Origin of the sequence: Streptomyces sp. NBC_00259, assembly GCF_036181745.1 — a bacterium.
Taxonomy (GTDB): Bacteria; Actinomycetota; Actinomycetes; order Streptomycetales; family Streptomycetaceae; genus Streptomyces; species Streptomyces pratisoli.
In genome coordinates, this window is the sequence record NZ_CP108080.1 from 3,365,226 (window position 1) to 3,389,426 (window position 24,201).

Here is a 24,201-nt window from a genome sequence, read left to right on the forward strand (position 1 = left end):
GCATGAGCGAGGAATTGAGAGGTAAGCTACTTCTCGCGAAGGAAAAGAAGCAGAAAGCGCAAATCGCGCAAGACTTGCCGGCGGACGTTTTCCAGGGATTTGCAACCGACTTCGATACCCCGGACTGGGTAAACGAGGCGTTGTCGATATTTCGGCGTACGGATTCTCGACCGGAATATTCGACCATGACGGAAAATCTGGTGGACCTGGGATCCTGGATTGAATCCCTGGCACGTCGCACCAACCTGGGGGACGAATTGCTCACCCAGACCGGACTGCGGAACTTTCCATGGTTGAAATGCTCCTGCAAGTCGCCAGGGTGGGCGGAGGCGCTACTCAAGACAATCGGTCGAGATCTCACTCTCCTGTCCCTGGAGCGGCACAGGATGATCGTCATCTTCGAGGAAGAGTACGAATACATCGCTTTCACGGCAACGAGCCCCAAATGATCCACGGGTCGATGGGTGCACTGCAGCTTTTCCTCTGCGCGTTGCAGCAACCGAGGGACTGATGAACAGTACTCTTGACCGGCAACGCTCCCTGGAGGAACTCGAGGGACATCGATGGCCAGAGCCTCCACCAGACGCCACCGGCCTGGTAAAGGCAGTCCATGCCCTGCGAGCCCTCCCCATAGGGAGCCTCACTGTCGAGGAACTAAGACGACTGATCGGGCAGAACGTCGGAGTTCCCTTTCTGCTTCCACTAGCACTGGAGAGCCTCCGCAAAACCGCTCCGGCACAAGCGGAGGGCGGATTCTACGATGACGACTTGCTGTCCGCGGTCCTGACTGTCAATCCAGCAGCTTGGACCCGTTCACCGCAGTTCGCGCAGGAACTCAAGTGCATTGTGGCGTCACTCAGAGACGTGTCGCCGTATATCGAGTCCGACATCCAGGCGTTTCAACGAGCACTCCCGGATGACCTGTGACAGGCCAGCATCGACGGGAGAACGAACACGCACTGCCGGCCGACCAGTTGTCGGAGCTGATTCGTCAGGTCACCGACAGGGACACGCGGCAGCGTGAGCTTGCCGCGGACAGGGTTCCGGACTGGCTCGGCAGCTATTCACTCGCCGACGGAAGGTTGCTGGCCGGTGTGCTGTCGGCCGCCGCGAGCGCGTCCAGGAGCAGAGGGATGGAGAACTGGCGAGCACTGGCGAAACCTGGTGGGGACGGCTGATCGAGCACCCCGGGGTCGCGGACATCTTCCAGTACGCCGATCTCATGCATCACCGACACACGACCCCCGCCACGTCGGGCACCCAAGTGCCCGTAATGCATGACAACGGTCCTTGTGACACCTCACATTGAGCCCAGACCGATGCCTGGAGGGAGTCCCGAGGGGCCACCGTGGCTCCGCGCGGCAACCGCGGTGGCCCCTCGGGCCACGACGTGGCACCGCGTCAGACGTACTCGGCGTACGCGTCCAGCACCCTCAGGACCTGCGCCTCCTCCGCCGGCGGCAGTTGCAGCACGACCTCCCCGAAGCCCAGTTCCGCGTAGTGGGCGAGCTTGCCCGGTGAGGGGAGGACCGCGTAGGGGACGATCTGGAGGGCGGCCGGGTCGCGGCCCGCCTTTTCCCAGGCGTCGCGCAGGACCGGGACCGATTCCGTGAGGCCGCGGCCGCCGATCGGCATCCAGCCGTCCGCGTAGTCGGCGATGTGGGAGAAGAGCTTCGGGCCCGCCGCGCCACCGACGAGCACACGCGGGGCACCGCCGCTGCACGGCTTCGGGTAGGCGTACGAGGCGCGGACCGACCCGAAGTCGCCCTTGTACGCCGTCGGTTCGGCCGCCCACAGCGCCCGCATCAGGCGCATCCGGTCCAGGCTCAGCTCGCGCCGGGTGGCCCACTCCACGCCGTGGTCCGCGGCCTCCTCCCTGTTCCAGCCGAAGCCCACGCCGAGCGTGAAGCGGCCGCCGCTGACGTGGTCGAGCGTCGCGATCTGCTTGGCGAGGGCGATCGGGTCGTGCTGGGCGAGGAGCGTGATGCCGGTGCCGAGGCCGAGGGTCGTCGTGACCGCCGCGGCCTGCGCCAGGGCGACGAAGGGGTCGAGGGTGCGGCCGTACTCGGGCGGGAGGTCGCCGCCCGCGGGGTACGGGGTGGTGCGCTCGACCGGGATGTGGGTGTGCTCGGGCAGGTACAGACCGGCGAAGCCCCGCTCCTCCAGCTCACGCGCCAGCCGTACGGGCGTGATCGTCTCGTCCGTGAGGAAGATCGTGGTCGAGATCCGCATTCCGGCGCCTCCGCCTTCGTCGACTCTGCTGCGTGGTGCGCGGGATCAAGCTACGCGCTGCGGCGGGAGATTCCGAGGGTCCCGGCGCGGCCGGGTGCCCCCGAGGGTCCCGGAACGCCATGTGGCGGCAACCGGCCAACCCCCTCCCCTTGCCGCGGGGTTCACGGCCGGGTACGAGGTTGTTCGGCACCACTGCGGCACCACTCCTGTCCCTCTCACCACCACCCCGGGGAGCCGACGGCATGTGCAACGACGACTCGTTCATCAGCAGACGCGGACTGTTCGTGACGGGAACCGCCGCGGCGCTTACGTTGAGCAGCGTGAGCTTCGCCGAAGCGGCCGACGCGGGAACGACGGCCACCACCAAGGTCGTACGCGGCACCCTGCCGCCCGGCTCGCCCGACTTCGTGTACCTCCCCGTCGAGATCCCGCGCGGCGTCGCGGAGATCCGGGTGTCGTACACGTACGAGAAGCCGCAGGTCCCGGCCGGCACCCAGGGCAACGCGCTCGACATCGGCATCTTCGACGAGCGCGGTACGGCACTCGGCGGCGAGGGCTTCCGCGGCTGGTCGGGCGGCGCTCGGAGCGAGTTCTTCATCCGGGGGGACGAGGCGACGCCCGGGTACATCGCGGGACCGGTCCGTGCGGGCACCTGGCACATCGCGCTGGGCCCGTACACGGTGGCACCGGAGGGCCTCCCGTACGCGGTCACGATCACCCTCACGTACGGCCCCCGGGCCGCGACGCCGAAGCCGGTGTACCCGCCGGAGCGGGCCAAGGGGCGCGGCCGGGCCTGGTACCGCGGCGACTGCCATCTGCACTCCTGGTACTCGGACGGCCGCCGCACGCCCGCCGAGATCGCGGCCCTCGCCCGCGCCGCCGGGCTGGACTTCATCAACAGCAGCGAGCACAACACGCATGCGGCGCACGGTGCGTGGGCGGACGTGGCCGGGGACGACCTGCTGATCCTCCTCGGGGAAGAGGTCACCACCCGCAACGGGCACGTCGTCGCGCTCGGCACCGACCCGGGGACGTTCGTCGACTGGCGCTACCGGGCGCGGGACAACCGTTTCGGCCACTACGCCCGCGAGATCCGCCGTGCCGGCGGCCTGGTCGTACCCGCCCACCCGCACGCCACCTGCATCGGCTGCAACTGGAAGTTCGGCTTCGGCGAGGCGGACGCGGTGGAGGTGTGGAACGGGCCGTACACCCCCGACGACGAGGTGTCCCTCGCCGACTGGGACAGCATGCTCGTCGCCTCCGTGCGCTCGGGCCGCCGCTGGACCCCGGCGATGGGCAGCAGCGACGCCCACCGCGATCCGGATCCCGTCGGCACCCCGCAGACCGTGGTCCTCGCCGACGACCTGACCCGTGAGGCCGTCCTGGACGGCATCCGCGCGGGCCGCTCGTACGTCGCCGAGTCGTCGGCCGTCTCCCTCTCCTTCGCCGCGTACGGCGGCCGCGGGCGTCACGCGGGCATCGGCGAACGGCTCCGTGTCGACGCCGACGACCCGGTGACGGTCCGTCTGGAGGTCACGGGCGCGCCGGGTCGCACCGCCCGCATCGTCACCGACCAGGGCGTGCTCCACACGGCGACGCTTCCGGCGGAGGGCACGGGCACGGTGGAGTGGCGTACGACGGCGGCGTACGCGGCGTACGTACGGGCGGAGGTCCGGCACCCGGCGGTCGTGCCGATCCCGGGGCTTCCCGGGCCGCTGGCGGCGTTCACGAACCCGGTGTTCCTGGGGAACGACTGACAAGGTCGACGGGCGGTGGTCGGGCGGTGGTCGGTCAGAGACCTGACCTGCGCGCGCGTATCCACCGTCCGATCGCGGCCGGTACGACGTAGAGCAGGGCCAGCGAGCCCAGGGCGAGGAAGAGTTCCAGGGCCTTGAGGAAGCCGCCGACGACGATCTGGAGGCCGGATATGTCGCTCCTGCGGCCGACGGCCTCCAGCAGGTCCTTGTCGTACTCGGCGACCGCGGACCAGCCCTGGAGGGTGAGAAGGCCGAGCGTGAGCCAGTAGGTCTGGTTGAGCCGGAACCAGCGGACGCGGTCCGTGCGGTTGCGGTCGGCGGCCAGCCAGAAGCACAGGCTCATCAGGGCCGCGGCCGCGAGCAGGCGCAGACCGCCCATGGCGCTCGGCAGCGCGAAGGCGAGGAGGAACGAGCAGACCCCGAGGGGTGCGAGCCAGATGAGCCCGATGCGGGGCCGGCCGAGGAATCCGCGGTACAGCCAGTCGCCCATGGCGGGTTTGCGCGCCGAGGGCGGCCCCGCCGCGACGGCCGCCCGAGGCGGCCATGCCTGCGCCTTGACCGGAGGGGGGCCCGGGGCGCTGGGGGCTCCGAGGGCGCTCGGATACGGGTTCTCGTACACCCGGGTCCTGGGCAGCGGAGGCGGAGCCGACAGCCGGGTCGCCGCCTCGTGAAAGCCCGCAGCGGCACCGGACGCAGGAGCCCAGACCGCGCCCGAGCCCGAGGCCGGGCCGGGGACCGGTCCCGGAAGCGGACCCGGCGCACGCCCCGGGCCCTGATCCTGATGCTGACGCTGACCCGGGCCTGTGTCCGGGGCTGCGTCCGGAGAGCGCACAGAGCCCGAGTGCCCGGCCGATGCCTCCGCCGGGAGCCGGGGCGGGGTCCCGGGTCGGTCGGGGGTCGCCTGGGCGTCCAGGTTCAGGAGTTCCTCGGACGTGCGGGCGATCAGCGACGCCACCGGCGCCGGGAGCCAGGTGTCGGTCGTGTTGTCGAGCGCCCTCGCCCGCGCGAGGAGGTCCCCGGCGGCCGGCCGGCGGCCGGGGTCCGGGTCGAGACAGTGCCGGACGAGTTCGTCCAGCGCCGGGTCGACGCCCGGCAGCGGGCCTGCGAGCGTGCCGCGCAGCGGGACCCGGCCGGTCGCCGCGAAGGCCACGGTCAGCCCGTAGCTGTAGATGTCGCTCGCGGCCGTGACCTGCTCGCCGTACGCCTGCTCGGGCGACATGTAGGCCGGGGTGCCCAGACGCTCACCGTTCACCGTCAGGACGGTGTCGAGGGCCGCGCGCACGATGCCGAAGTCGATGAGCCGGGGCCCGGCCGTGGAGAGCAGGACGTTCGACGGCTTGAGGTCGCGGTGGACGAGTTCATGGCCGTGTACGTGCTGCAGCGTCGCGGCGAGATCGGCGGCGAACCGCCACAGCGCGTCGGCGGGCAGCGGCCCGAAGGTGTCGACGGCCTCCTGGAGCGAGGGGCCCGGCACGTACTCCGAGGCGTACCACGGGTGCCGCTCGTCGACCCCGGCGTCCACGAGCGGCACGGTGCCCGCCCCGGCGACGCGCCGGACGACCTCCACCTCGCGGCGGAAGCGTTCGCGGAAGCCGGGGAGGGCCGCCATGTCGGCGTGGACGAACTTGAGCGCCACGGACCGGCCGCCGGCGTTGCGCGCGACGTAGACGCGGCCCATGCCGCCTTCGCCGAGCCGCCCCAGGATGCGGTACTCCCCCACCGTGCGGGGATCCCGCGCGTCCAGTGCCTCCATCGGCTGTCCCTCGCGTGCCTGCCTGTCGTCGGACGGGGCATTGTCACACGCGCGGGTGAAGGGACACCCTCGCGACCGGACGGGACGGGACCGGACGGGACCGAACCGGACCGGGTCGGGTCGGGTCGGGTCGGGTCAGGCCACCCAGCCGCTCGTGACGCCCAGCACCGCGGAACCGTCGAGGTCGGCGAGCTTGGTGCCGGTGAAGCCCCGCGCCCAGTCGGAGGTCTGGAGACGGAACGCGGGGCGGTCCGCGGTCAGGGCCTCCAGTACGGTCTCGGCGACCTGCGCCGGGGTCTGGGCGGCGTTCAGGAACTGGGCGACGGTGCGGTTCACGTAGGCGTCGAGCGCGGGGGCGTACGGACCGGCGTCGGCGATCTCGGCCTCCAGGTCGAGCCCGATGTTGTTGACGAACTCGGTGGCCACGGCGCCCGGCTCGACGACGGACACGGCCACACCGACGGAGGCCGCCACCGGGGCGAGGCTCTCCATGTAGCCCTCGACGGCGAACTTCGCCGCGCAGTAGGCCTCGTTGAAGGGCTGTCCGACGACACCGCCGACGCTGGTGACGGTGATCAGCCGGCCGCCGGCGGAACGCAGATGCGGGAAGGCCGCCTTGGAGAGGTTGAGGACGCCGAAGAAGTTGACCTCCATGACGTCGCGGACGTCGGCGACGGAATCGTTCTCCAGGGTGCCGAGGTGTCCGGCGCCGGCGTTGTTGATCACGGCGTCGAGCCGGCCGTAGTCGGCGATCACGCCGTCGACCGCGGCGGTCACCGAAGCCTCGTCGACGACGTCGAGCTGTCGGATGTCGAGCTCGACCCCGGCCTCGGCCGCGGCCTTGCGCAGGGCGTCGGCGCGGCCGGTGTCGCGGAGGGTCGCGACCGTACGCCACCCGGCCTGCGCGGAGGCCACGGCGGCGGCCAGGCCGATGCCGGAGGAGGTGCCGGTGATCAGGACGACCTTGGAGGAGCTGGCAGAAGACATGGGGATCCCTTTCCGCAGGAGCGAGCACCGCTCCGTATTTCAGTGCGTGTACACACACCTTAAGCATTGTGTGTGCACACACGCAACCCGGTATGATCGGAGCATGGCGACCAGGAAGCTCACCCCGGCGGAGATGTCCGAGGCCGACCACGCCTTCTACGGCCTGGTCTGGGCCGGAACCGTGCTCACCGAACGCGTGGACCGTGCCCTCACCAAGGCGCACGACCTGCCCGTCTCCTGGTTCGAGGTGATGCTGTGGCTCGCCAACAGCGAGGAACCGGTCGCCGCCTCCGTGCTCGGGAACAGCACCATGCTGAGCCGCAGCCAGGTCTCCCGCGTCCTCGACGCCCTTCAGGCACGTGGCCTGGTGTCCCGTACGCCCTCCGCGAGGGACGCCCGCTCCATCGAGGTCGCGCTCACCCCGGAGGGCCGCCGGCTCTTCGAGGAGGCCGACGCGACCCGGCGCGCCTGTCTGGCGCCGGTCTTCACCGATGTCCTCGACCGGCAGGACCTCGAAGCCCTCGGTGCGGTGTGGCGCAAGCTCAAGGCCCACAAGGACGCCTGACCGCCCGGACGCCCGGCGCCGGTGCCGGTGCCGCGCATACGGAAAGGGCCCGGCCCACGAGGGATGTGGGCCGGGCCCTTTCGGGCGGGACGACGCGTCAGTCCGCGATCACCAGCGAGGGGGTGTCCTTCGTCAGGACCTCGCCCCGGAAGAACGCCGGGCTGCGGCGCTGCATGACCAGCATGATCACCGCACCCAGGACCAGCAGGCCGACGCCGATCACGAAGACCGAGCCGACACCGAAGACCGCGGAGCCGGAGCCGTACGCCGGGTCCCACATGTCGTAGAGCGTCTTGCCGAAGACCGCCGCGAGCAGGACGCCGCCGAGGACCGGGAAGAGACCCTTGAAGACGAAGTCGCGGCCGGAGCGGAAGAGTTCGCGGCGGAAGTACCAGGCGCAGGCGAAGGCGGTCAGCGCGTAGTAGAAGCAGATCATGAGGCCGAGCGCGTAGATGGTGTCGACCAGGACGTGCTCACTGACCAAGGTCATGATCGTGTAGAACGCGCCGGTGGCGATGCCCGCGACGACCGTGGCCTTGCCGGGGACCTTGTGGCGCGGGTGGACCTTCGCGAAGGACGCGGGCAGGGCCTCGTACGCGGACATCGCGAGCACCGTGCGGGCCACCGGGATGAACGTGGTCTGCAGGCTCGCGGCGGCCGAGGCGAGGACGGCGACGAAGAGCGCGATGCCGAGGACCGGGCCCATCACCGGGCCGGCCAGCGCGGCGAAGACGTTGTCGGAGGTCTCCGGGTTGGCGAGGCCGAGGCCCTTGTCGCCGGAGCCCACGGCCATCTGCGCGGCGACACCGGTGGCGAGGTAGGAGCCGACCAGGACGACCATCGCGACGAGCGCGGCACGGCCGGGGGTCCGGTCGGAGCCGGTGGTCTCCTCGTTGGTGGAGAGGCAGGCGTCCCAGCCCCAGTACATGAAGATCGACAGCGACAGGCCCGCGGTGAAGGCCGCGAAGGACTGGACCGCGAAGGGGTTCATCCAGGACCAGGAGAAGTCGAGACCGGTGTCGAAGGCACCGCTGCCCGCCTTCTGGAGGGCCATCGCCACGAACACCGCGAGGACGACGAGCTGGAGGCCGACGAGCGCGTACTGGAGGCGCTTCGTGGCGGTCATGCCGCGGTAGCTGATCGCGGTGGCGACGGCGATCAGGGTGAGGCAGGTGAGGATGTGGACGGCCTTGTTGCCGTCGAGTGCGGCGATCGACTCGCTGCCCGTGATCTCACCGGCGAGCAGCCAGAAGTAGGACGTCGCGACGCCGGCGAGGTTGGAGAGCACGATGATCGTGGCGATCACCAGGCCCCAGCCGCACATCCAGCCCACCCGCGGACCGAAGGCCTTCACGGTCCAGGTGAAGGAGGTGCCGGAGTCCGGCATCGCCCGGTTCAGCTCGCGGTAGGCAAAGGCGACGAGAAGCATCGGCAGGAAGCCGGCGAGGAACACGGCGGGCATCTGCAGGCCGACCTCGCCGGCCGTGGAGCCGAGCGTGGAGGTCAGGCAGTACACGGGGGCGACCGTCGAGATGCCGATGACGGCACTGCCGAGGAGGCCGACGGAATTCTTCTCCAGCCCCTTGGCGCGGACGCCCCCATCAGTGCGTCCCCGTACCGTGTCTCCGACCTGGGGCCGCGTCTCCAGCTGAGTCATGAACAGGACGTTAAACGCTGCGGTTCCCGTATCCGGAAGCCCAACCTCCGGATACGGCGCCTTCGATGCCATGACCATAACCGGAAGTCGACCGATGGTCGAAAGGTGAGGCAAGGAGGATGCGAATCATTCACAGGCGCCGGACGGGTGGCGCCGGATTACGGAAACCGCAGCCATGACCGCTTTGTCCTATTTCGAAAATTTCCCGTGCGGTTCACATCTCATCCACCGGGCCAGACGATCGCCTGCAGCTCGCTGTACGCGTGCAGCGCGTACGAGCCCACGTCCCGCCCCACCCCGCTCTTCTTGAAACCGCCGAACGGCGCCTCCATGTTCCGGCCGATCGTGTTGATCCCGACCCCGCCGGCCCGCAGCCGCCGCGCCACCCGGAAGGCCCGCGCCACGTCGCCCGACCAGACGTAGTCGATCAGTCCGTAGTCGCTGTCGTTGGCGAGGGCGATGCCCTCCTCCTCGTCGTCGAACGGCACCACGACCACCACCGGGCCGAAGATCTCCTCCCGCACCACACGCATTTCGTTGGTGCAGTCCGCGAAGAGCGTCGGCGCGACATAGAAACCGCGCGCGGCATCGGGACGCTCGCCGCCCACGACCAGTCGCGCTCCCTCCTTCTTGCCCAGCTCGACGTACGACTCGATCCGCTCCCGGTGGGCCGCGGAGATCACCGGGCCGACCACCGTGCCCGGCTCCGCCGGATCGCCGACCTTCATGAAGCCGACGAAGCCCGTCAGCTTCTCCACCAGCCGCTCGTAGATGCCCCGCTGGGCCAGCACCCGGGTCGGCGCGGTGCAGATCTGGCCGCTGTAGAAGGCGAACGTCGTGCCGATGCCCATGACCGCGGAGTCGAGGTCGGCGTCGTCGAAGACGACCGCCGCGCCCTTGCCGCCCAGCTCCATCAGCTGCCGCTTCATGCCGCGCCCGCACACCTCGCCGATGCGCTGCCCGACGGCCGTGGAGCCGGTGAAGCTGACCATGTCGACGTCCGGTGAGTCGACCGCCGCCTCCCCCACCTCCCGACGGGAGCCGCTCACCACGTTGACCACCCCGGGCGGCGCGCCCGCCTCCGCGAGCGCCTCCGCCATCCGGTAGACCGACAGCGGGTCCTGCGGCGCCGGCTTCACGACGACCGTGTTGCCGATCGCGAGCGCCGGCGCGACCTTGCCCGCCGGATTCGCCCAGGGGTTGTTGTACGAGGTGATGCACGTGACCACACCGACCGGGCGGCGGGCGGCGAGCGCGCCGAAGATCCCCGCCCGGCCCATCGGGCCCGCCTCGTTGATCTGCGGCGGCAGGCCCTGCTCGACCGGCTCCAGCGCGCCCTTGGCGTACCGGCGGAAACGGGACACCCCGACCGCGACCTGCATCCCGCGGGCCGTGCCGGTCGTCGCGCCCGTCTCGGCGCGTGCGAGGTCGGCGTACGCGTCGAACTCCCGCTGGATGACGTCCGCGGCGCGGTCCAGGACGGCCGCCCGCTCCTCGGGAGCCGTACGGGACCATGCCTCGAAGGCGTCCCGGGCGGCGGCCGCCGCCTCGTACACCTGGTCGCGGCTCGCCTCGGGAGCGAGACCGACGACCTCCTCGGTGGCCGGATCGACGACCTCGTAGTGGCCGCGGTCCGGCTCGACCCACTCCCCTCCCACGTACAGCCGCTGCGCCGGCCTCTTCATGGTCACCTCGTGCTTCGCGGTCACCTCGTGCTCACCGTCCTGGTGTCGCGGCCCGAGCGCAGCACCTTTCCGGGCACCGCGCCCGTCACCTCGTCGTCGCGGATCGCCTCGACGCCGTTGACGCGTACGGACACGATGCCGATCGCCCGCGAGTCCAGCCGCGGGCTGTCCCCGGGCAGATCGTGGACCAGGGTGGCCGGGCCCGCGTCGATCCGCTCCGGGTCGAAGAGGACCAGGTCCGCGTGGAAGCCTTCGACGATCCGGCCCCGCTCACGCAGGCCGAACAGCTGCGCCGGGTCGTCGGTGAGCATCTTCACCGCCTCTTCGAGGGTGGCGAGTCCGCGTCCGCGCAGACAGTCGCCGATGAAGCGGGTCGTGTACGGCGCCCCGCACATCCGGTCCAGGTGCGCGCCCGCGTCCGAGCCGCCGAGCATGACGTCCTCGTGCTGCCAGGTCTCGGCGCGCAGCGTCCAGCTGGCCGGATCGTTGTCGGTGGGCATCGGCCACAGGATCGTGCGCAGCTCGTCGTTGGCGCAGATCTCGACGAGGCACTGGAAGGGGTCCTGGCCGCGTTCCGCGGCGATGTCGCGCACGACGCGTCCGGTGAGGCCCTCGTTCTCCGCGGAGTACGTGTCACCGATGACGTACCGCTCGAAGTTGGCGAGCCGGCGGAACACTCCGGCCTCCTTGGAGGCGGCGCGGCGCAGCATCTCCGCGCGGACCTCCGGGTCGCGGAGCCTCACGATCCGCTCCGGGACGGGCAGCGCGAGGATCTCGCCCCAGCCGGGGATGAGGTTGAGCGCGCAGAAGGTGCCCAGCGACATGTTCATTGGGGTGAGGATCGGCATGGTGAGCGCGACGATCCGGCCGCCGGCCTTGCGGGCGCGTTCGGAGGGGATGAGCTGGCGCGGTACGCGTTCGGGGACGGCGGCGTCGATGGTCAGGACGTTCCAGTTGAGCGGGCGGCCCGCGGCGGCGCTCATCTCGACGAGCAGATCGATCTCGTCGTCCGAGAACTGGTCGAGGCAGCCCGCGACGATCGCCTCCAGCTGGGTGCCTTCGTGGTCCGCGACGGCCCGGGAGAGGGCGAGCAGTTCGGCGGGCTCGGCGTGGCGGGAGGCGACGGGCTTTCCGTCCCCGTCGGAGTGGGTGGACGACTGGGTGGTGGACAGTCCCCAGGCGCCGGCGTCCATCGCGTCGTGGAAGAGCGTGAGCATCTGCTGCAGCTGCTCTTCGCTGGGCCGGCCGCCGACGGCGTCCGGGCCCATGACGTGCCGGCGCAGGGCGCAGTGCCCCACCATGAAGCCCGCGTTGACGGCGATACGGCCGTCCAGCGCGTCCAGATACTCACCGAACGTGTGCCAGCTCCAGGGCGCGCCCTCCTCCAGGGCGACCAGGGACATGCCCTCGACCTTGGACATCATGCGGCGCGTGTAGTCGGCGTCCTCGGGGCGGTCGGGGTTGAGCGGCGCGAGGGTGAAACCGCAGTTGCCGCCGGCGACGGTCGTCACGCCGTGGTTCAGGGAGGGAGTGGCGTACGGGTCCCAGAACAGCTGGGCGTCGTAGTGCGTGTGCGGGTCGACGAAGCCGGGGGCGAGAACGAGCCCGGTCGCGTCCTCGACCGTCCCGGCCTCCTCCGTGACGGTGCCGGGCTCGGCGATGACGGCGATGCGTCCGTCACGGATGCCGACGTCGGCGCGGTAGGCGGGAGCGCCGGTGCCGTCGACGACGGTTGCGCCCTTGATCAGGTGGTCGAGCATGACGTGGCGTCCCTTCGTGTGCGGTGAGCCGGGGTGCGGTGAGTGGGGGTTTGCGGCCACGGGCGTGGGCGTGGCCCGGTCGGAGGGCGCCGCGGCCGGCCGCGGCCGCGTGGCCCTCCGGCCGGGCGGCGCGGACGGCGATCCGGGAAGACGCCGCCCGCGGTCTGTGGTGGGGCGGGGAGGAGCCGCTGAGGGGGCGTTCGCCCCACCCCGCCCCTTCCCGTGACCGGGGCTCCGCGCCCGTACCCCCGCGCCTCAATCGCCGGCGAGGCCGGAGCGCAGGGCTCCGTACCGGCATCCGGGCAAACGGCCCGTCAGGAAGCCGGGCCCCCGCCGGACGGTGCGGGGGTGGAGCACCCGGTCAGGCGGACTCGCGGAAGCGGGTGGTCCGGTGCACCGGGTCCGTGTCGATCTTCGGGATCACATGCTCGCCCACCAGCCTGATCGTCTGCAGCGTCGCCTCCTTCGAGATCCCGATCGGCAGCCCGAACGACAGCTGGTCCGCCCCCGCCTGTTCCCAGCGCTTGCACTGCGCCAGCACCTCGTCCGGGTCGCCGCAGATCAAGAGCTCCTCGGCGATGAGGAGTTCGATGATCTCCTCGTTGTACTCGGGCAGCGTCTCGGGCCAGGCGGGGAAGCCCTCGGGCCGCGGGAAGGTGTCGTGGTAGCGGAAGACGAGCGACGGCAGGTAGTGCAGTCCGCCGCCGACGGCGATCCGTACGGCCTCCTCGTGCGTCGGTGCGCAGATCGCCGTCGTCGTCACCATCACGTTGTCGTTGACGTAGTCACCGATCGGCTCGGCGTCGACGATCGCCGTCTTGTACTGCTCCAGCACCCACTCCATGTCGGAGACCTTCTGGACGCTGAAGCCCAGCACCCCGAGCCCCTTCTTCGCGGCCATGGCGTACGAGGGCGGGGACCCGGCCGCGTACCACATCGCCGGGTGCGACTTGCCGTACGGCTTCGGCAGCACCTTGCGCGGCGGGAGCTGCCAGTGCTTGCCCTGGAAGCCCTGGTACTCCTCCTGGAGCCACATCTTGGGGAACTCGGCGATGGTCTCTTCCCAGATCTCCTTGGTGTAGTTCATGTCGGTCACACCAGGGATGAACCCGAGGATCTCGTGCGAGCCGGCGCCGCGCCCGGAGCCGAACTCATGGCGTCCCTCGCTGAGATGGTCGAGCATCGCGACCTTCTCGGCGACCTTCACCGGGTGGTTGACCTGCGCGAGCGGGTTGAAGATGCCGGACCCCAGGTGGATCCGCTCGGTCGCGTGGGCGAGATAGCCGAGGAAGACATCGTTCGCGGAGAGGTGCGAGTACTCCTCCAGGAAGTGGTGCTCGGAGGCCCAGGCGTACTTGAAGCCGGACTTGTCCGCCTGGATGACGTACTCGGTCTCCTCCATCAGCGCCTTGTGCTCGGCGAGCGGGTCGGTCTCGGCGCGCTTGCCGACGTAACCCTGAACAAAGAGCCCGAATTCCATGGGGGTCCCACCACCGTCCCTACGTTTCTGACGTACCGTCAGATCTGACGGCACCGACTGTTCCACCGTGCGACCGCACCGTCAATAGCTGACGAAGCGTCAGAACACGCTGACTCCGGCCAGCCAGCCGCCATCGATGACGAACGGCTGGCCCGTGATGTACGAGGAGTCCTCGCAGGACAGGAAGAGCGCGAGCCGCGCCACCTCCTCCGGCTGCCCGACCCGGCCCAGCGGCACCAGCTTCCGGTACAGCTCGTCCAGCGCGTCCGGGTCCGCGCCGTCCGGGTTGCTCATCGGGGTGTCCACGGCGCCCGGGCACACGGCGTTGACCCGGATCTTCCTCGGCGCGAGCTCCATCGCGGCCACCCTGGTCAGACCGAGGATGGCGTGCTTGGTCGCCGCGTAGGCGCCGACGTAGGACATGCCGGTGAGCGCCGTGTACGAGGCGGTGTTGACGATCGTGCCGCCGCCGGCCGCCTCGATCTCGGGCGCGAGGGTCTTGATGCCCAGGAAGGCGCCGATCTGGTTGACCTGGATGATCTGCTGGAACTCTTCCAGGGGCGTGCTCACCAGCTCGTTGAAGCGCAGGATGCCGGCGTTGTTCACCAGTCCGTCGATACGGCCGAAGGCGTTCTTGGCGGCGGTGACGGCGGCGCCCCAGTCGGCCTCGCGGCTCACGTCGAGATGCACGTACAGTCCGCCGAGCTCCTTGGCCACGGCCTCGCCCTGGTCGTCCAGGACGTCGCCGAGGACGACCTTCGCACCCTCCGCCGCGAAGAGCCGGGCCTCCTGCTCACCCTGTCCGCGCGCCGCGCCCGTGATGAGGACGACGCGTCCGTCCAGCTTTCCCATGCCCGTACTCCTAACGATCGAGGTCGAGGTGCGGAGCGACGTCGGCGGCGAAGGCCGCCATCTGGTCGGTGAGTTCACTGCGGCTCCGGCTGCGGAACCGCACCTGGATCTGGTCCACGCCCATCGCGCCGTATTCGCGCAGCGACTCGGCGAGGGCTTCCGGCTTGCCGGTCAGCGTGCGCCGGCCGACGTCCCAGCCGGCGTCGCCGACGTACAGCGGCTCGGTGATCGCGCCGATCTCGATCGGATCGGTGACGCCCGCCGCCTCGCGCAGCGCCCTGAGTCTCGCGATCTGGGCGGGAAGCCGGTCGCGCGGATCACCCTGCGGCAGCCAGCCGTCGCCCCTGACGGCCGCGCGGCGTACGGCGGCGGGCGAGGAGCCGCCGACCCAGACGGGTATGCGGGCCTGGGCGGGCCTGGGCTTCTGCCCGAGTCCCTCGAACGCGAAGCGCTCGCCCGCGAAACTCGGGAACTCCTCCGGCCCGAGCGCCGCCCGGAGCGCGTCGATCGTCTCGTCGAGCACGGGCCCACGCCGCTCGAAGTCGGCCCCGAGCACCTCGAACTCCTCCTGTACGTGCCCGGCACCGACGCCGAGGATCAGCCGGCCGGCGGAGAGGTGGTCGAGGGTCGCGTACTGCTTGGCGCTCAGGAGCGGGTGGCGCAGCCCGACGACGGCGACATGGCTGAGCAGGCGGACCCGCTCGGTGGCCGCGGCGAGGAAGGAGAGCGTGGCGACGGGGTCGTACCAGACCGTGGACATCGCGCCCGCGAGCCTGCGCGGGATCGCGACGTGCTCGCAGACGGCGATGTACGCGAAGCCGGAGCGGTCGGCGGCACGGGCGATCTCGACGAGATCGCCGGGTCCGGCGGCGGCCTCCCAGGACTCGGCGTAGATGGTGCTCTGCGACTGGACCGGGAGCTGCATCCCGTAGACCACCATGATCGGCCCCCTTGATCTGACGATCCGTCATATTCGATGGATCCCCATGGTCTTGGCTGACGCGTCATCAGACAAGGGGTGTGCGGGCCTCCGGCGTTCCGGACCTCGGCCCGCGGGCGAACGTGGGCCCCGGGGACCACGACCCGGGCGGCCGCGGGGCCGGGGCCGGGGGCCGGGGCCAGAGCCGGGGCCGCAAGAGGCCCCGGCCGCGCTGGCCGTGTCCGTGGCCGTGTCCGTGTCCCTGGCCGCGCGAGGAGCCCGGCCGTCGGTGGTCAGCCCAGCAGGGCGTACACCGTCGAGGCGCGGGCGGCGGGCTCGTTCGCGCCGGTCGCCGTCATGGTGATGTCCGCGAAGGCCATCCGCTTGCCGAGCTTGGAGAGGCGGGCGTCGATCAGGACATCCGCCCCGGTCACCGCGCGCTGGAAGGTGGTCGACTGCTGGACCGTCGTCATGGGGACGAAGGCACCGCGGGCCGAGGAGACGGCGACCACCGTCGCGGTGTCGGCCGCGGCCATCAGCGCCTGGCCGGACAGGGCGCCGCCCTCACGGGCGAGGCGGTCCGTCCAGGGCAGCCGCAGGACGGCGTGGAGGGCACCCGTCTCGACCACGGCCAGCCCGAGGTCGAGCACCCAGGGGGCGAAGTTGTCGGCGAGGATCTTGTCGGCGTCGGCCGGCGTGAGCGTCATGTGCCGATGGTGGCGCCGTCCGTGGGCGGGTGTCCACGACATGCGCGCAATGACCCCGACCCGTCCGGAACGGCCATGCCCCGTCCGGAACGGCCACGCCACGTCCTGAATAGCTGTGCCCCGTCCGGAATGGCCGCGACCCGTCCGGAATGGTCGCGGCCCGTCCCGGGCCTGTCTCAGGGACGTAACCGGGTGAGAGGGGCCGGAAGCCCGCCCCGTACCTCGTGGCGAAGGCTCCGGAGGGACCGGAGCACACCATGCGAGGAGACCCTGATGGCCATCACCAAGCGCTTCGGAATGATCGCCGGTGCCGCCGCTGCCGGCGCCCTGCTGCTGACCGCCTGCAACGGGGACGTCGACGCCGACGGAACGGGCGCCGCGGCCCCGTCCGCGACGGCGGCCGCGGAACAGGCGGCCGAGCAGGCCGGCGCGCAGAGCGCGAACTTCCTCAGCGGCACGGCGAAGCAGAACAACGCGCCCTCGGGCACCGGCGACTGGGCCAACCCGCCGGGCAAGCCCGCGGTGAAGCCGGTGGCGAAGAAGTGGGTCCAGCTCAGCGCCGCCAAGGCGGGCACCCTCGACCCCGTCGTGGTCAACGGCGCGGGCTTCACCCTCTACCGCTTCGACAAGGACACCGCGGACCCGTCGAAGTCCAACTGCAACGGCGAGTGCGCGACCACCTGGCCGCCCGTCGTCGTCGCCCCCGGCGGCAAGATCTTCATCGACGGGGTGAAGAAGTCCGATGTCGGCGTCGTCAAGCGGGACGACGGCAACCTCCAGGTCACGATCGGCGGCTGGCCCGTCTACCGCTTCAGCAAGGACCTCAAGCCCGGTGACACCAGCGGGCAGGGCGTCGGCGGCACATGGTTCGGCGTGACGCCGGACGGCCGGAAGGCGGGCGGCGGCCAGGGGGCCGACGACGCGTCGGGCAAGCCGGCCACCAGCGTCACCCTCTCCGACGAGAAGAACTTCGGCGACCCGTCCGAGGGTCTCGCCGGTGCCGGCTGCCAGAACGCCGCCCGGGCTGGCTCGGCCTCCTCCCTCCAGGCGTCCGGCTCCCTGAAGATCTGGTCCGGGAAGGACTGCAAGGGCGCGTCCAAGGTCGTGAACGGCAACGTCGCCGACCTCTCCGCCATCGGCTTCGACAACAAGATCGCGTCCGTGTTCCTCGGCTGACCCTCACGCCGCGACGGCACGCCGGACGGCGGTCGCTCCCCTCCCCGGGCAGCGGCCGCCGTCGCACGCCGCCGTCGCACGTCGCCCAAGTGTTACCGGCGGTCATGTGATCTGCGCCACAGCGAGAAGCCCACGCGCGGGCGGAACGGATCACTCTGTCCAACTCGGTTCCGTTTGGCGGCAGTTGACGCACGAATCCAGGGTGCCGGAAGGTCGTGTCACACCCCCCGCGGCTTCTCCTCGCATACCTCCGTATGCCTCCCTGACCTGGAGTCCCGTATGCGTACGCCCGCTGTCGCCGCGCTGCTCGCGATGACCGGATCCTTCGCCCTCAGCTGGGCACCCGCCGCCTCCGCTTCCCCCGGCTGCGAGACCGGTCCGCTCGGAGCGGCCGGCAACTACGCCGAGTTCGTCGAGCACGACGCGACGCGCTACGCCGACTCCGAGGGCGCGGTCGCGATCGGCGGTGAGGCGCACCTCGGTGACGCCGGCACCGGCCAGGGCTTCTCCGTCGGCAGCAAGCTCACCGGTGGCGACCTGAACAAGCTCCCCGGTGGCCACAGCCTCGTCGTCGGCGGCACCCTGCACGCCAACCAGGTCGTCCTGACACAGGGTTCCGGCGTCTACGGCAAGCTCGCCCCCACCGCGTCCCAGGGCAGCTTCGCCCTCGACGGCAAGCACGCGCAGGGCTCCTCCCCGGTCGACTTCGGCCAGGAGTTCGCCAAGCTGCGCGCCCTGTCGGCGGCCTGGGCCGCCACCACGCCGAACGGCACGGCCGCCCGCCCCGAGGGCTCCACCGCCCTTCTGCTCACCGGCGAGGACTCCACGGTCAACGTCTTCGCCGTCAACGCCACCGATCTCCAGCAGGCCACGGAGATCAACGTCAAGGTGCCGGCCGGCTCCTCCGCGCTCGTCAACGTGCTGGGCTCCTCGTACAACATGAACTCGGCGCCGACGTACGGAGTGAACCTCTGGGACGCCCAGGCCGGCGCCTTCGTCCAGGACGACTACGCGGCCGGCGGTCCGGGATTCAAGGACGCCCGGTCCAGGCTGCTGTGGAACTTCCCCGAAGCCGCCTCGGTGGTGAAGAACTACACCTCCTGGCCGGGCACGATCCTCGCCCCGAACGCCACCGTCGAGCTGGGCCGCAAGGGCCCCGGCGGGGAGATCGGCCCCGGCCATGTCAACGGCTCGGTGATCGCGCGGGAACTCAGGTCCGTACCCGGCGCCGAGACCCACCACATGGGCTTCACCGGCTGCCTGCCCACGGCCCGTGCCGCGAGCGGGACGACCGAGACGAGCGAGACGACCGAGACGAGCGAGGCGCCCGCGCCTCCCGCCCCGGCGCCGGCCGCGTCCCCGGAGCCGACCCCGGTCAAGGTCCCCGAGCAGCCCAAGCCGACGCCGAGCGCGACGGAGACGTCGCCCGAGCCGGACCCGGGCCCCTCGGTGCACGGCGGTGGCGACGACCTCGCCAGCACCGGTGGCGAGATCGGCCCCGGAGCGTTCGGGATCGGCGCGGCGGTGCTCCTGGTGGGCGGCGGGCTCGTCGCGTACTCCGTGCACCGCCGTCAGGCCCGTACCTCAGCCTGACCGAGAAGAGCCCCACGGTCCCCCGCGGAGTGGCGCCGCCCCGCCGCTCCGCGGGTCGACGGGCGGGCCCGTGCCGTGAACCACATCCGGCACGGGCCCTGCCCGCAGGTCCCTCAGGGGCCTGCCCAGAGGCCGTCCTCCGTCAGCCCCAGCAGCTCGATCGCGTTCCCGCGGACGATCCGCTCCACCACATCCGGCGCCAGGTGCCCCATCTGGGCCTCGCCGACCTCACGTGACTTGGGCCAGGTGGAGTCCGAGTGCGGGTAGTCCGTCTCGTACAGGACGTTCCCGACGCCGATCGCGTCCAGGTTCCTCAGCCCGAAGGCGTCGTCGAAGAAGCACCCGTAGACGTGCTCGGCGAAGAGTTCCGACGGCGGCCGCAGGACCTTGTCCGCGACGCCGCCCCAGCCGCGGTTCTCCTCCCAGACCACGTCCGCGCGCTCCAGGATGTACGGGATCCAGCCGATCTGGCCCTCCGCGTACATGACCCGCAGGTTGGGGAAGCGCTCGAACTTGCCGCTCATCAGCCAGTCGACCATCGAGAAGCAGCAGTTGGCGAAGGTGATGGTCGAACCGACGGCGGGCGGGGCGTCCGCGGACGTCGACGGCATCCTCGATGAGGAGCCGATGTGCATGGCGACGACCGTCCCGGTCTCGTCGCACGCCGCCAGGAACGGGTCCCAGTCGTCGGTGTGGACGGACGGCAGGCCCAGGTGCGGGGGTATCTCGGAGAACGCCACCGCCCGCACCCCGCGCGCCGCGTTGCGCCGCACCTCGGCTGCGGCCAGCTCCGCGTCCCACAGCGGGATCAGCGTGAGCGGGATCAGCCGGCCCCGCGCGTCCGGGCCGCACCACTCCTCCACCATCCAGTCGTTGTACGCCCGGACGCCGAGCAGACCCAGCTCACGGTCCTTGGCCTCGGTGAAGGTCTGGCCGCAGAAGCGCGGGAAGGTCGGGAAGCAGAGCGCGGACTGGACGTGGTTGACGTCCATGTCGGCGAGCCGGTCCGGGACGCTGTAGGAGCCGGGCCGCATCTGCTCGTACGTGATGACCTCGAGCCTGATCTCGTCGCGGTCGTAGCCGACGGCGGTGTCGAGCCGGGTGAGCGGCCGGTGCAGGTCCTCGTACACCCACCAGTCCCCGACCGGTCCGTCGTCGCCCTGCGCGCCCATGACCGGCGCGAACTTCCCGCCGAGGAACGTCATTTCCTTCAGCGGCGCCCGGACGATGCGCGGGCCGGTGTCCCGGTACTTCGACGGGAGCCGGTCCCGCCAGACGTTGGGGGGCTCCACCGTGTGGTCGTCCACCGAGATGATCTTCGGGAAGGTCTCCATGCGTTCCACGGTAGCGCTGATCTGACGACCCGTCAGTAGTTGATGTCCCCCAGGTGGAGAGGATCCTGCAGATCCTGTGCAGAGCGTCACCCACTACTGACGAGTCAGTGCCTCACAAGGCAGACTGTCGGGGGCGGGACCCGCCAAACACGCAGGACGAGCAGGACGAGCAGGACGAGCACGGCATCAGGACGAGCAGGCGAGCTGGCGAGCTGGCGAGCAGGGCATCGGCACGATCGGCAGGACGAGCGGCAACGTGAGTGGCGACGCGAGCGGATCGAAGCGGTACCGGCAGGGGGAAGCTATGCACCGTGAGGACGGGCCCTCCGCACAGGCACGCGTTCCGGAGCCACGGACCCCGGACCAGCCGGGTGGCGGCGGCCTGCGCTTCGGTGTGCTCGGCCCCGTACGAGCCTGGCGGCCCGGCCAGGCCCTGCCGTCCGGATCACCGCAACAGCGTGCCCTCCTCGCCGCCCTCCTGCTGCGCGAGGGCCGCACCGCCACCGCCGCCGAGCTGATCGACGCCATCTGGGGCGACGAACCGCCCTCCCAGGCCCTCGCGGCGGTACGGACGTACGCCTCACGGCTGCGCAAGATCCTCGACCCGGGTGTCCTCGTCAGCGAGTCCGGCGGCTACGCCGTCCGCATCCCCTCCGACGCCCTCGACCTCCACGTGGCCCAGGTACTCGTCGCCGACGCCGAGAAGGCACGCGCCGGCGGCGACCGGTGCCAGGCCCGCGCACTGATCAACAAGTCCCTGGGGCTCTGGGACGGCGAACCGCTCGCCTCCGTCCCCGGGCCCTACGCCGAGGCCCAGCGCGCCCGCCTGGAGGAATGGCGGCTCCAACTCCTGGAGACCCGCCTCGAGATGGACCTCGACCTCGGCTGCCACGCCGAGGCCGTGTCCGAACTGACCGCGCTCACCGCCGCCCACCCCCTGCGGGAACGGCTGCGCGAACTGCTGATGCTCGCCCTCTACCGCAGCGGACGACAGGCGGAAGCCCTCGCCGTGTACGCCGACACCCGCCGGCTCCTCGCCGACGAACTCGGCGTCGACCCCCGGCCCGAACTGTCCGCCCTGCAACAGCGCATCCTCCAGGCCGACGCCGAACTCGCCCGCCCCGTCGAACAGCCCACACCGGCCACACCCCAGCCCGCCCGGCCCCACCAACTCCCGGCCACCGTTCCCGACTTCACCGGACGCTCCTCCTTCGTACGGGAACTCGGCACCCGGCTGGCCGCCGCCGAAGGCTCCGTGATGGCCGTCTCCGCACTCGCCGGCATCGGCGGCGTCGGCAAGACCACCCTCGCCGTACACGTCGCCCACGAAGCCCGGCCCCACTTCCCCGACGGACAGCTCTACGTCGACCTCCAGGGCGCCGGCCCACGCGCCGCAGAACCCGAAACCGTCCTCGGCGCCTTCCTGCGCGCCCTCGGCACCGCGGACTCGGCCATCCCCGACTCCCTCGACGAACGCGCCGCGCTCTTCCGCTCCCTCCTCGACGGCCGCCGCATCCTCGTCCTCCTCGACAACGCCCGCGACGCCGCGCAGATCCGGCCCCTGCTGCCCGGCACCGCGGGCTGCGCCGCCCTGATCACCAGCCGCGTCCGGATGGTCGACCTCGCCGGCGCGCACCTCGTCGACCTCGACGTCATGTCCCCCGAGGAAGCACTCCAGCTCTTCACCCGCATCGTCGGCGAGGAACGCGTCTCCGCCGAGCGCAAGGCCGCCCTCGACGTCGTCGCCGCCTGCGGCTTCCTCCCCCTCGCCATCCGCATCGCCGCCTCCCGGCTCGCCGCCCGCCGCACCTGGACCGTGTCCGTCCTCGCCGCCAAACTCGCCGACGAACGCCGCCGCCTCGACGAACTCCAGGCCGGCGACCTCGCTGTCAAGGCCACCTTCGAACTCGGCTACGGCCAGCTCGAACCCACCCAGGCCCGCGCCTTCCGCCTCCTCGGCCTCGCCGACGGCCCCGACATCTCCCTGCCCGCGGCGGCGGCCGTCCTGGACCTGCCCGTCCAGGACACGGAGTACCTTCTCGAAGCCCTCGTCGACACCTCCCTCCTGGAATCCGCGGCCCCCGGCCGCTACCGCTACCACGACCTCGTCCGGCTCTACGCGCGTGCCTGCGCGGAACGCGACGAACAGCCCCCGGCGGAACGGGAGGCGGCGCTGTCCCGGCTGCTGGACTTCTACCTGGCGACCACAGCGGGCGTCTTCGCCCTGGAACGCCCAGGCGACCGCCTCGTCGACCACCTCGCCTCGACCGACTACGAAGGCCTCACCTTCACCGACCGGCACGAGGCCCTGGACTGGCTCTACCGCGAGGCGAACTGCCTGCTCGCGTGCGCACGGCAGTCCTTCGTGGGGGCGAGGCTGCGCAGGGCGGTGGACCTGCTGTGGGCGGCGAAGGACCTCGCGGAGTCGGGCGCCAACGCCAAGCAGTACGAGTCGACGGCAGTGGCCGCACGGGGCGCCGCGCGGTCGGCGGGCGACACCCGCGCGGAGGGCCGCGCGCGAACGACACTCACGAGCGTGCACCTCGTCGCCGGACGCTACGACGAGGCGGACGACGAGGCGCGCAACGCCCGGCTGCTGGCCGTCGAGGTGGGCGACACCGCACCGGTGTTCTGGTCGGACAACGACCGGGGAATCATCGCCATCGTCCAGGAGCGGTACGAGGAGGCGGAACAGCACCTGCTCAAGGCCGTGGAAGGCTTCCGTGCCGACGCGAACCTCGTGGGCGCCGCCAGCGCGCTGTGCAACCTGTCCCGCGTCCATCTCCTCCTGGGGCGCACCGCCAGCGCCATAGACCTCGCGCAGCAGGGCATCGCCATCTACGACGGCATGGGACTGACGGTACGGCTCGCCAACGGCCGCTACGCCCTCGGAGTCGCACTCACCCACGCGAAGCGTCACCCCGAGGCCCTGGAACAGTTCTCGGAAGCCCTGCGCATGTTCGCCGAGGACCGCCAGCGCCTGTGGGAGGGGACGACCCATTTCCGCATCGCCGAGGCCCAACTCGGCTCCCGTAGGCCCGCGGTCGCTGCGCAGCACGCCGAGCAGGCCCTCGCGAACGGCTGCATCGGTGGCGACCGGATGCGGGGCAACGTTCTGACGGTCCTGGGTCGGGCTCTCGACGCCCTGGGACAGACGGACCGCGCCCGCGCCTGCTGGCGCGAGGCCCTCGCCGTCTACGAGCACCTCGGGGTCGCCGACGCGGATCAGGTGAGGGCGCTGCTCACGCCACTCGCCGCCGCCTGACGCGCGGCCGCCTACCGCGCGTTCAGCGTTCGTTTATGCCTGCACGGCACTCTCTTACCAACGGTCCGTCGCGTCGGGGGGCAGACGGGTCACGAGGGGCTCGCCGCTAAGGTGAGCGATCCCGAGACGCCCGTTCGGCGACCCACGGGGGAGTTGCCGAACGGGCGTCACCGACTGGACCCGACATCACTGGGGAGCTGACGACGATGAGCGAAGCGAAGAAGAACGAAGAGACCATCACCACGATGGACAACCACGTGCCCGCCCCTCCGAAGGACGGCGGCATCACCACTCAGGACAACCACGTGCCGGCTCCGCCCAAGGACGGCGGCGTGACCACCCAGGACAACCACGTCCCGGCTCCGCCCAAGGACGGCGGCATCACGACGATGGACAACCACGTCCCCGCCCCGCCCAAGCCCTGACCACACACGACGGGGAGCGGCCGCGGCGGCGCGGAGGGGGAGCCGCCGCGGCCG

The 24,201-nt window shown here is 71.2% G+C and carries 19 protein-coding genes; 8 read left to right on the top strand and 11 right to left on the bottom strand.

What is annotated here, in order from left to right:
* Nucleotides 1–2: 2 nt before the first annotated feature.
* Both OG766_RS14935 and OG766_RS14940 read left to right on the top strand, forming a co-directional pair.
* Complete coding sequence (locus OG766_RS14935) at nt 3–449, top strand: hypothetical protein (protein WP_266379077.1); 447 nt, start codon at nt 3–5, stop codon at nt 447–449.
* A gap of 61 nt (nt 450–510) precedes the next feature.
* Entirely contained in the window at nt 511–927 is a 417-nt protein-coding gene (locus tag OG766_RS14940) for a contact-dependent growth inhibition system immunity protein (RefSeq protein ID WP_266379080.1), read from the top strand.
* A gap of 474 nt (nt 928–1,401) precedes the next feature.
* Here OG766_RS14940 and OG766_RS14945 read toward each other — a convergent pair whose 3' ends face one another.
* Nucleotides 1,402–2,232, bottom strand: a complete 831-nt coding sequence (locus OG766_RS14945; RefSeq protein ID WP_266379083.1) for an LLM class F420-dependent oxidoreductase — start codon at nt 2,230–2,232, stop codon at nt 1,402–1,404.
* A 242-nt stretch (nt 2,233–2,474) separates the two neighbouring features.
* Here OG766_RS14945 and OG766_RS14950 point away from each other — a divergent pair, with 242 nt between their 5' ends.
* Nucleotides 2,475–3,989, top strand: coding sequence for a CehA/McbA family metallohydrolase (locus OG766_RS14950; protein WP_328725533.1), 1,515 nt, complete (start codon nt 2,475–2,477; stop codon nt 3,987–3,989).
* Nucleotides 3,990–4,023: 34 nt separating this feature from the next.
* Here OG766_RS14950 and OG766_RS14955 read toward each other — a convergent pair whose 3' ends face one another.
* Together OG766_RS14955 and OG766_RS14960 are read right to left on the bottom strand one after the other, a co-directional pair.
* A complete protein-coding gene (locus OG766_RS14955) occupies nt 4,024–5,742 on the bottom strand; it encodes a serine/threonine-protein kinase (RefSeq protein WP_328725534.1) in 1,719 nt (572 codons plus the stop codon).
* Between the two features lie 135 nt (nt 5,743–5,877).
* A complete protein-coding gene (locus OG766_RS14960) occupies nt 5,878–6,729 on the bottom strand; it encodes an SDR family NAD(P)-dependent oxidoreductase (protein ID WP_328725535.1) in 852 nt (283 codons plus the stop codon).
* A 103-nt stretch (nt 6,730–6,832) separates the two neighbouring features.
* Here OG766_RS14960 and OG766_RS14965 point away from each other — a divergent pair, with 103 nt between their 5' ends.
* Entirely contained in the window at nt 6,833–7,294 is a 462-nt protein-coding gene (locus OG766_RS14965) for a MarR family winged helix-turn-helix transcriptional regulator (RefSeq protein WP_266379094.1), read from the top strand.
* Between the two features lie 97 nt (nt 7,295–7,391).
* Here OG766_RS14965 and OG766_RS14970 read toward each other — a convergent pair whose 3' ends face one another.
* The 7 genes from OG766_RS14970 to OG766_RS15000 all read right to left on the bottom strand — a co-directional run bounded on the left by OG766_RS14970 (nt 7,392) and on the right by OG766_RS15000 (nt 16,354).
* A complete protein-coding gene (locus tag OG766_RS14970; RefSeq protein WP_266379098.1) occupies nt 7,392–8,951 on the bottom strand; it encodes an APC family permease in 1,560 nt (519 codons plus the stop codon).
* 221 nt (nt 8,952–9,172) lie between these two features.
* Nucleotides 9,173–10,636 carry an aldehyde dehydrogenase family protein gene (locus OG766_RS14975; protein WP_266384153.1) on the bottom strand — a complete coding sequence of 488 codons (1,464 nt, stop codon included), beginning with the start codon at nt 10,634–10,636 and terminating at the stop codon, nt 9,173–9,175.
* Between the two features lie 20 nt (nt 10,637–10,656).
* Nucleotides 10,657–12,396, bottom strand: coding sequence for an N-acyl-D-amino-acid deacylase family protein (locus tag OG766_RS14980; protein ID WP_266379100.1), 1,740 nt, complete (start codon nt 12,394–12,396; stop codon nt 10,657–10,659).
* A gap of 361 nt (nt 12,397–12,757) precedes the next feature.
* Nucleotides 12,758–13,876: an LLM class flavin-dependent oxidoreductase gene (locus OG766_RS14985; protein ID WP_266379103.1), complete on the bottom strand. Its 1,119-nt coding sequence runs from the start codon at nt 13,874–13,876 to the stop codon at nt 12,758–12,760.
* Between the two features lie 99 nt (nt 13,877–13,975).
* On the bottom strand, nt 13,976–14,728 hold the full coding sequence (locus OG766_RS14990; protein ID WP_266379106.1) for an SDR family NAD(P)-dependent oxidoreductase: 753 nt from the start codon (nt 14,726–14,728) through the stop codon (nt 13,976–13,978).
* Between the two features lie 10 nt (nt 14,729–14,738).
* Entirely contained in the window at nt 14,739–15,668 is a 930-nt protein-coding gene (locus OG766_RS14995) for an LLM class F420-dependent oxidoreductase (RefSeq protein WP_266379108.1), read from the bottom strand.
* Nucleotides 15,669–15,940: 272 nt separating this feature from the next.
* Entirely contained in the window at nt 15,941–16,354 is a 414-nt protein-coding gene (locus OG766_RS15000; protein WP_328725536.1) for a PaaI family thioesterase, read from the bottom strand.
* 273 nt (nt 16,355–16,627) lie between these two features.
* Here OG766_RS15000 and OG766_RS15005 point away from each other — a divergent pair, with 273 nt between their 5' ends.
* Entirely contained in the window at nt 16,628–17,530 is a 903-nt protein-coding gene (locus OG766_RS15005) for a hypothetical protein (protein WP_328725537.1), read from the top strand.
* A gap of 279 nt (nt 17,531–17,809) precedes the next feature.
* Nucleotides 17,810–19,123, top strand: coding sequence for a choice-of-anchor A family protein (locus tag OG766_RS15010; protein ID WP_328725538.1), 1,314 nt, complete (start codon nt 17,810–17,812; stop codon nt 19,121–19,123).
* 113 nt (nt 19,124–19,236) lie between these two features.
* Here OG766_RS15010 and OG766_RS15015 read toward each other — a convergent pair whose 3' ends face one another.
* Nucleotides 19,237–20,457, bottom strand: a complete 1,221-nt coding sequence (locus OG766_RS15015; protein ID WP_328725539.1) for an amidohydrolase family protein — start codon at nt 20,455–20,457, stop codon at nt 19,237–19,239.
* A 304-nt stretch (nt 20,458–20,761) separates the two neighbouring features.
* Between OG766_RS15015 and OG766_RS15020 the strand changes: the two genes are divergently transcribed.
* Nucleotides 20,762–23,722 (top strand): AfsR/SARP family transcriptional regulator, encoded by a 2,961-nt coding sequence (locus OG766_RS15020; RefSeq protein ID WP_328725540.1) that lies wholly within the window; start codon nt 20,762–20,764, stop codon nt 23,720–23,722.
* A gap of 206 nt (nt 23,723–23,928) precedes the next feature.
* A complete protein-coding gene (locus OG766_RS15025; protein ID WP_328725541.1) occupies nt 23,929–24,147 on the top strand; it encodes a hypothetical protein in 219 nt (72 codons plus the stop codon).
* Nucleotides 24,148–24,201 lie beyond the last annotated feature (54 nt).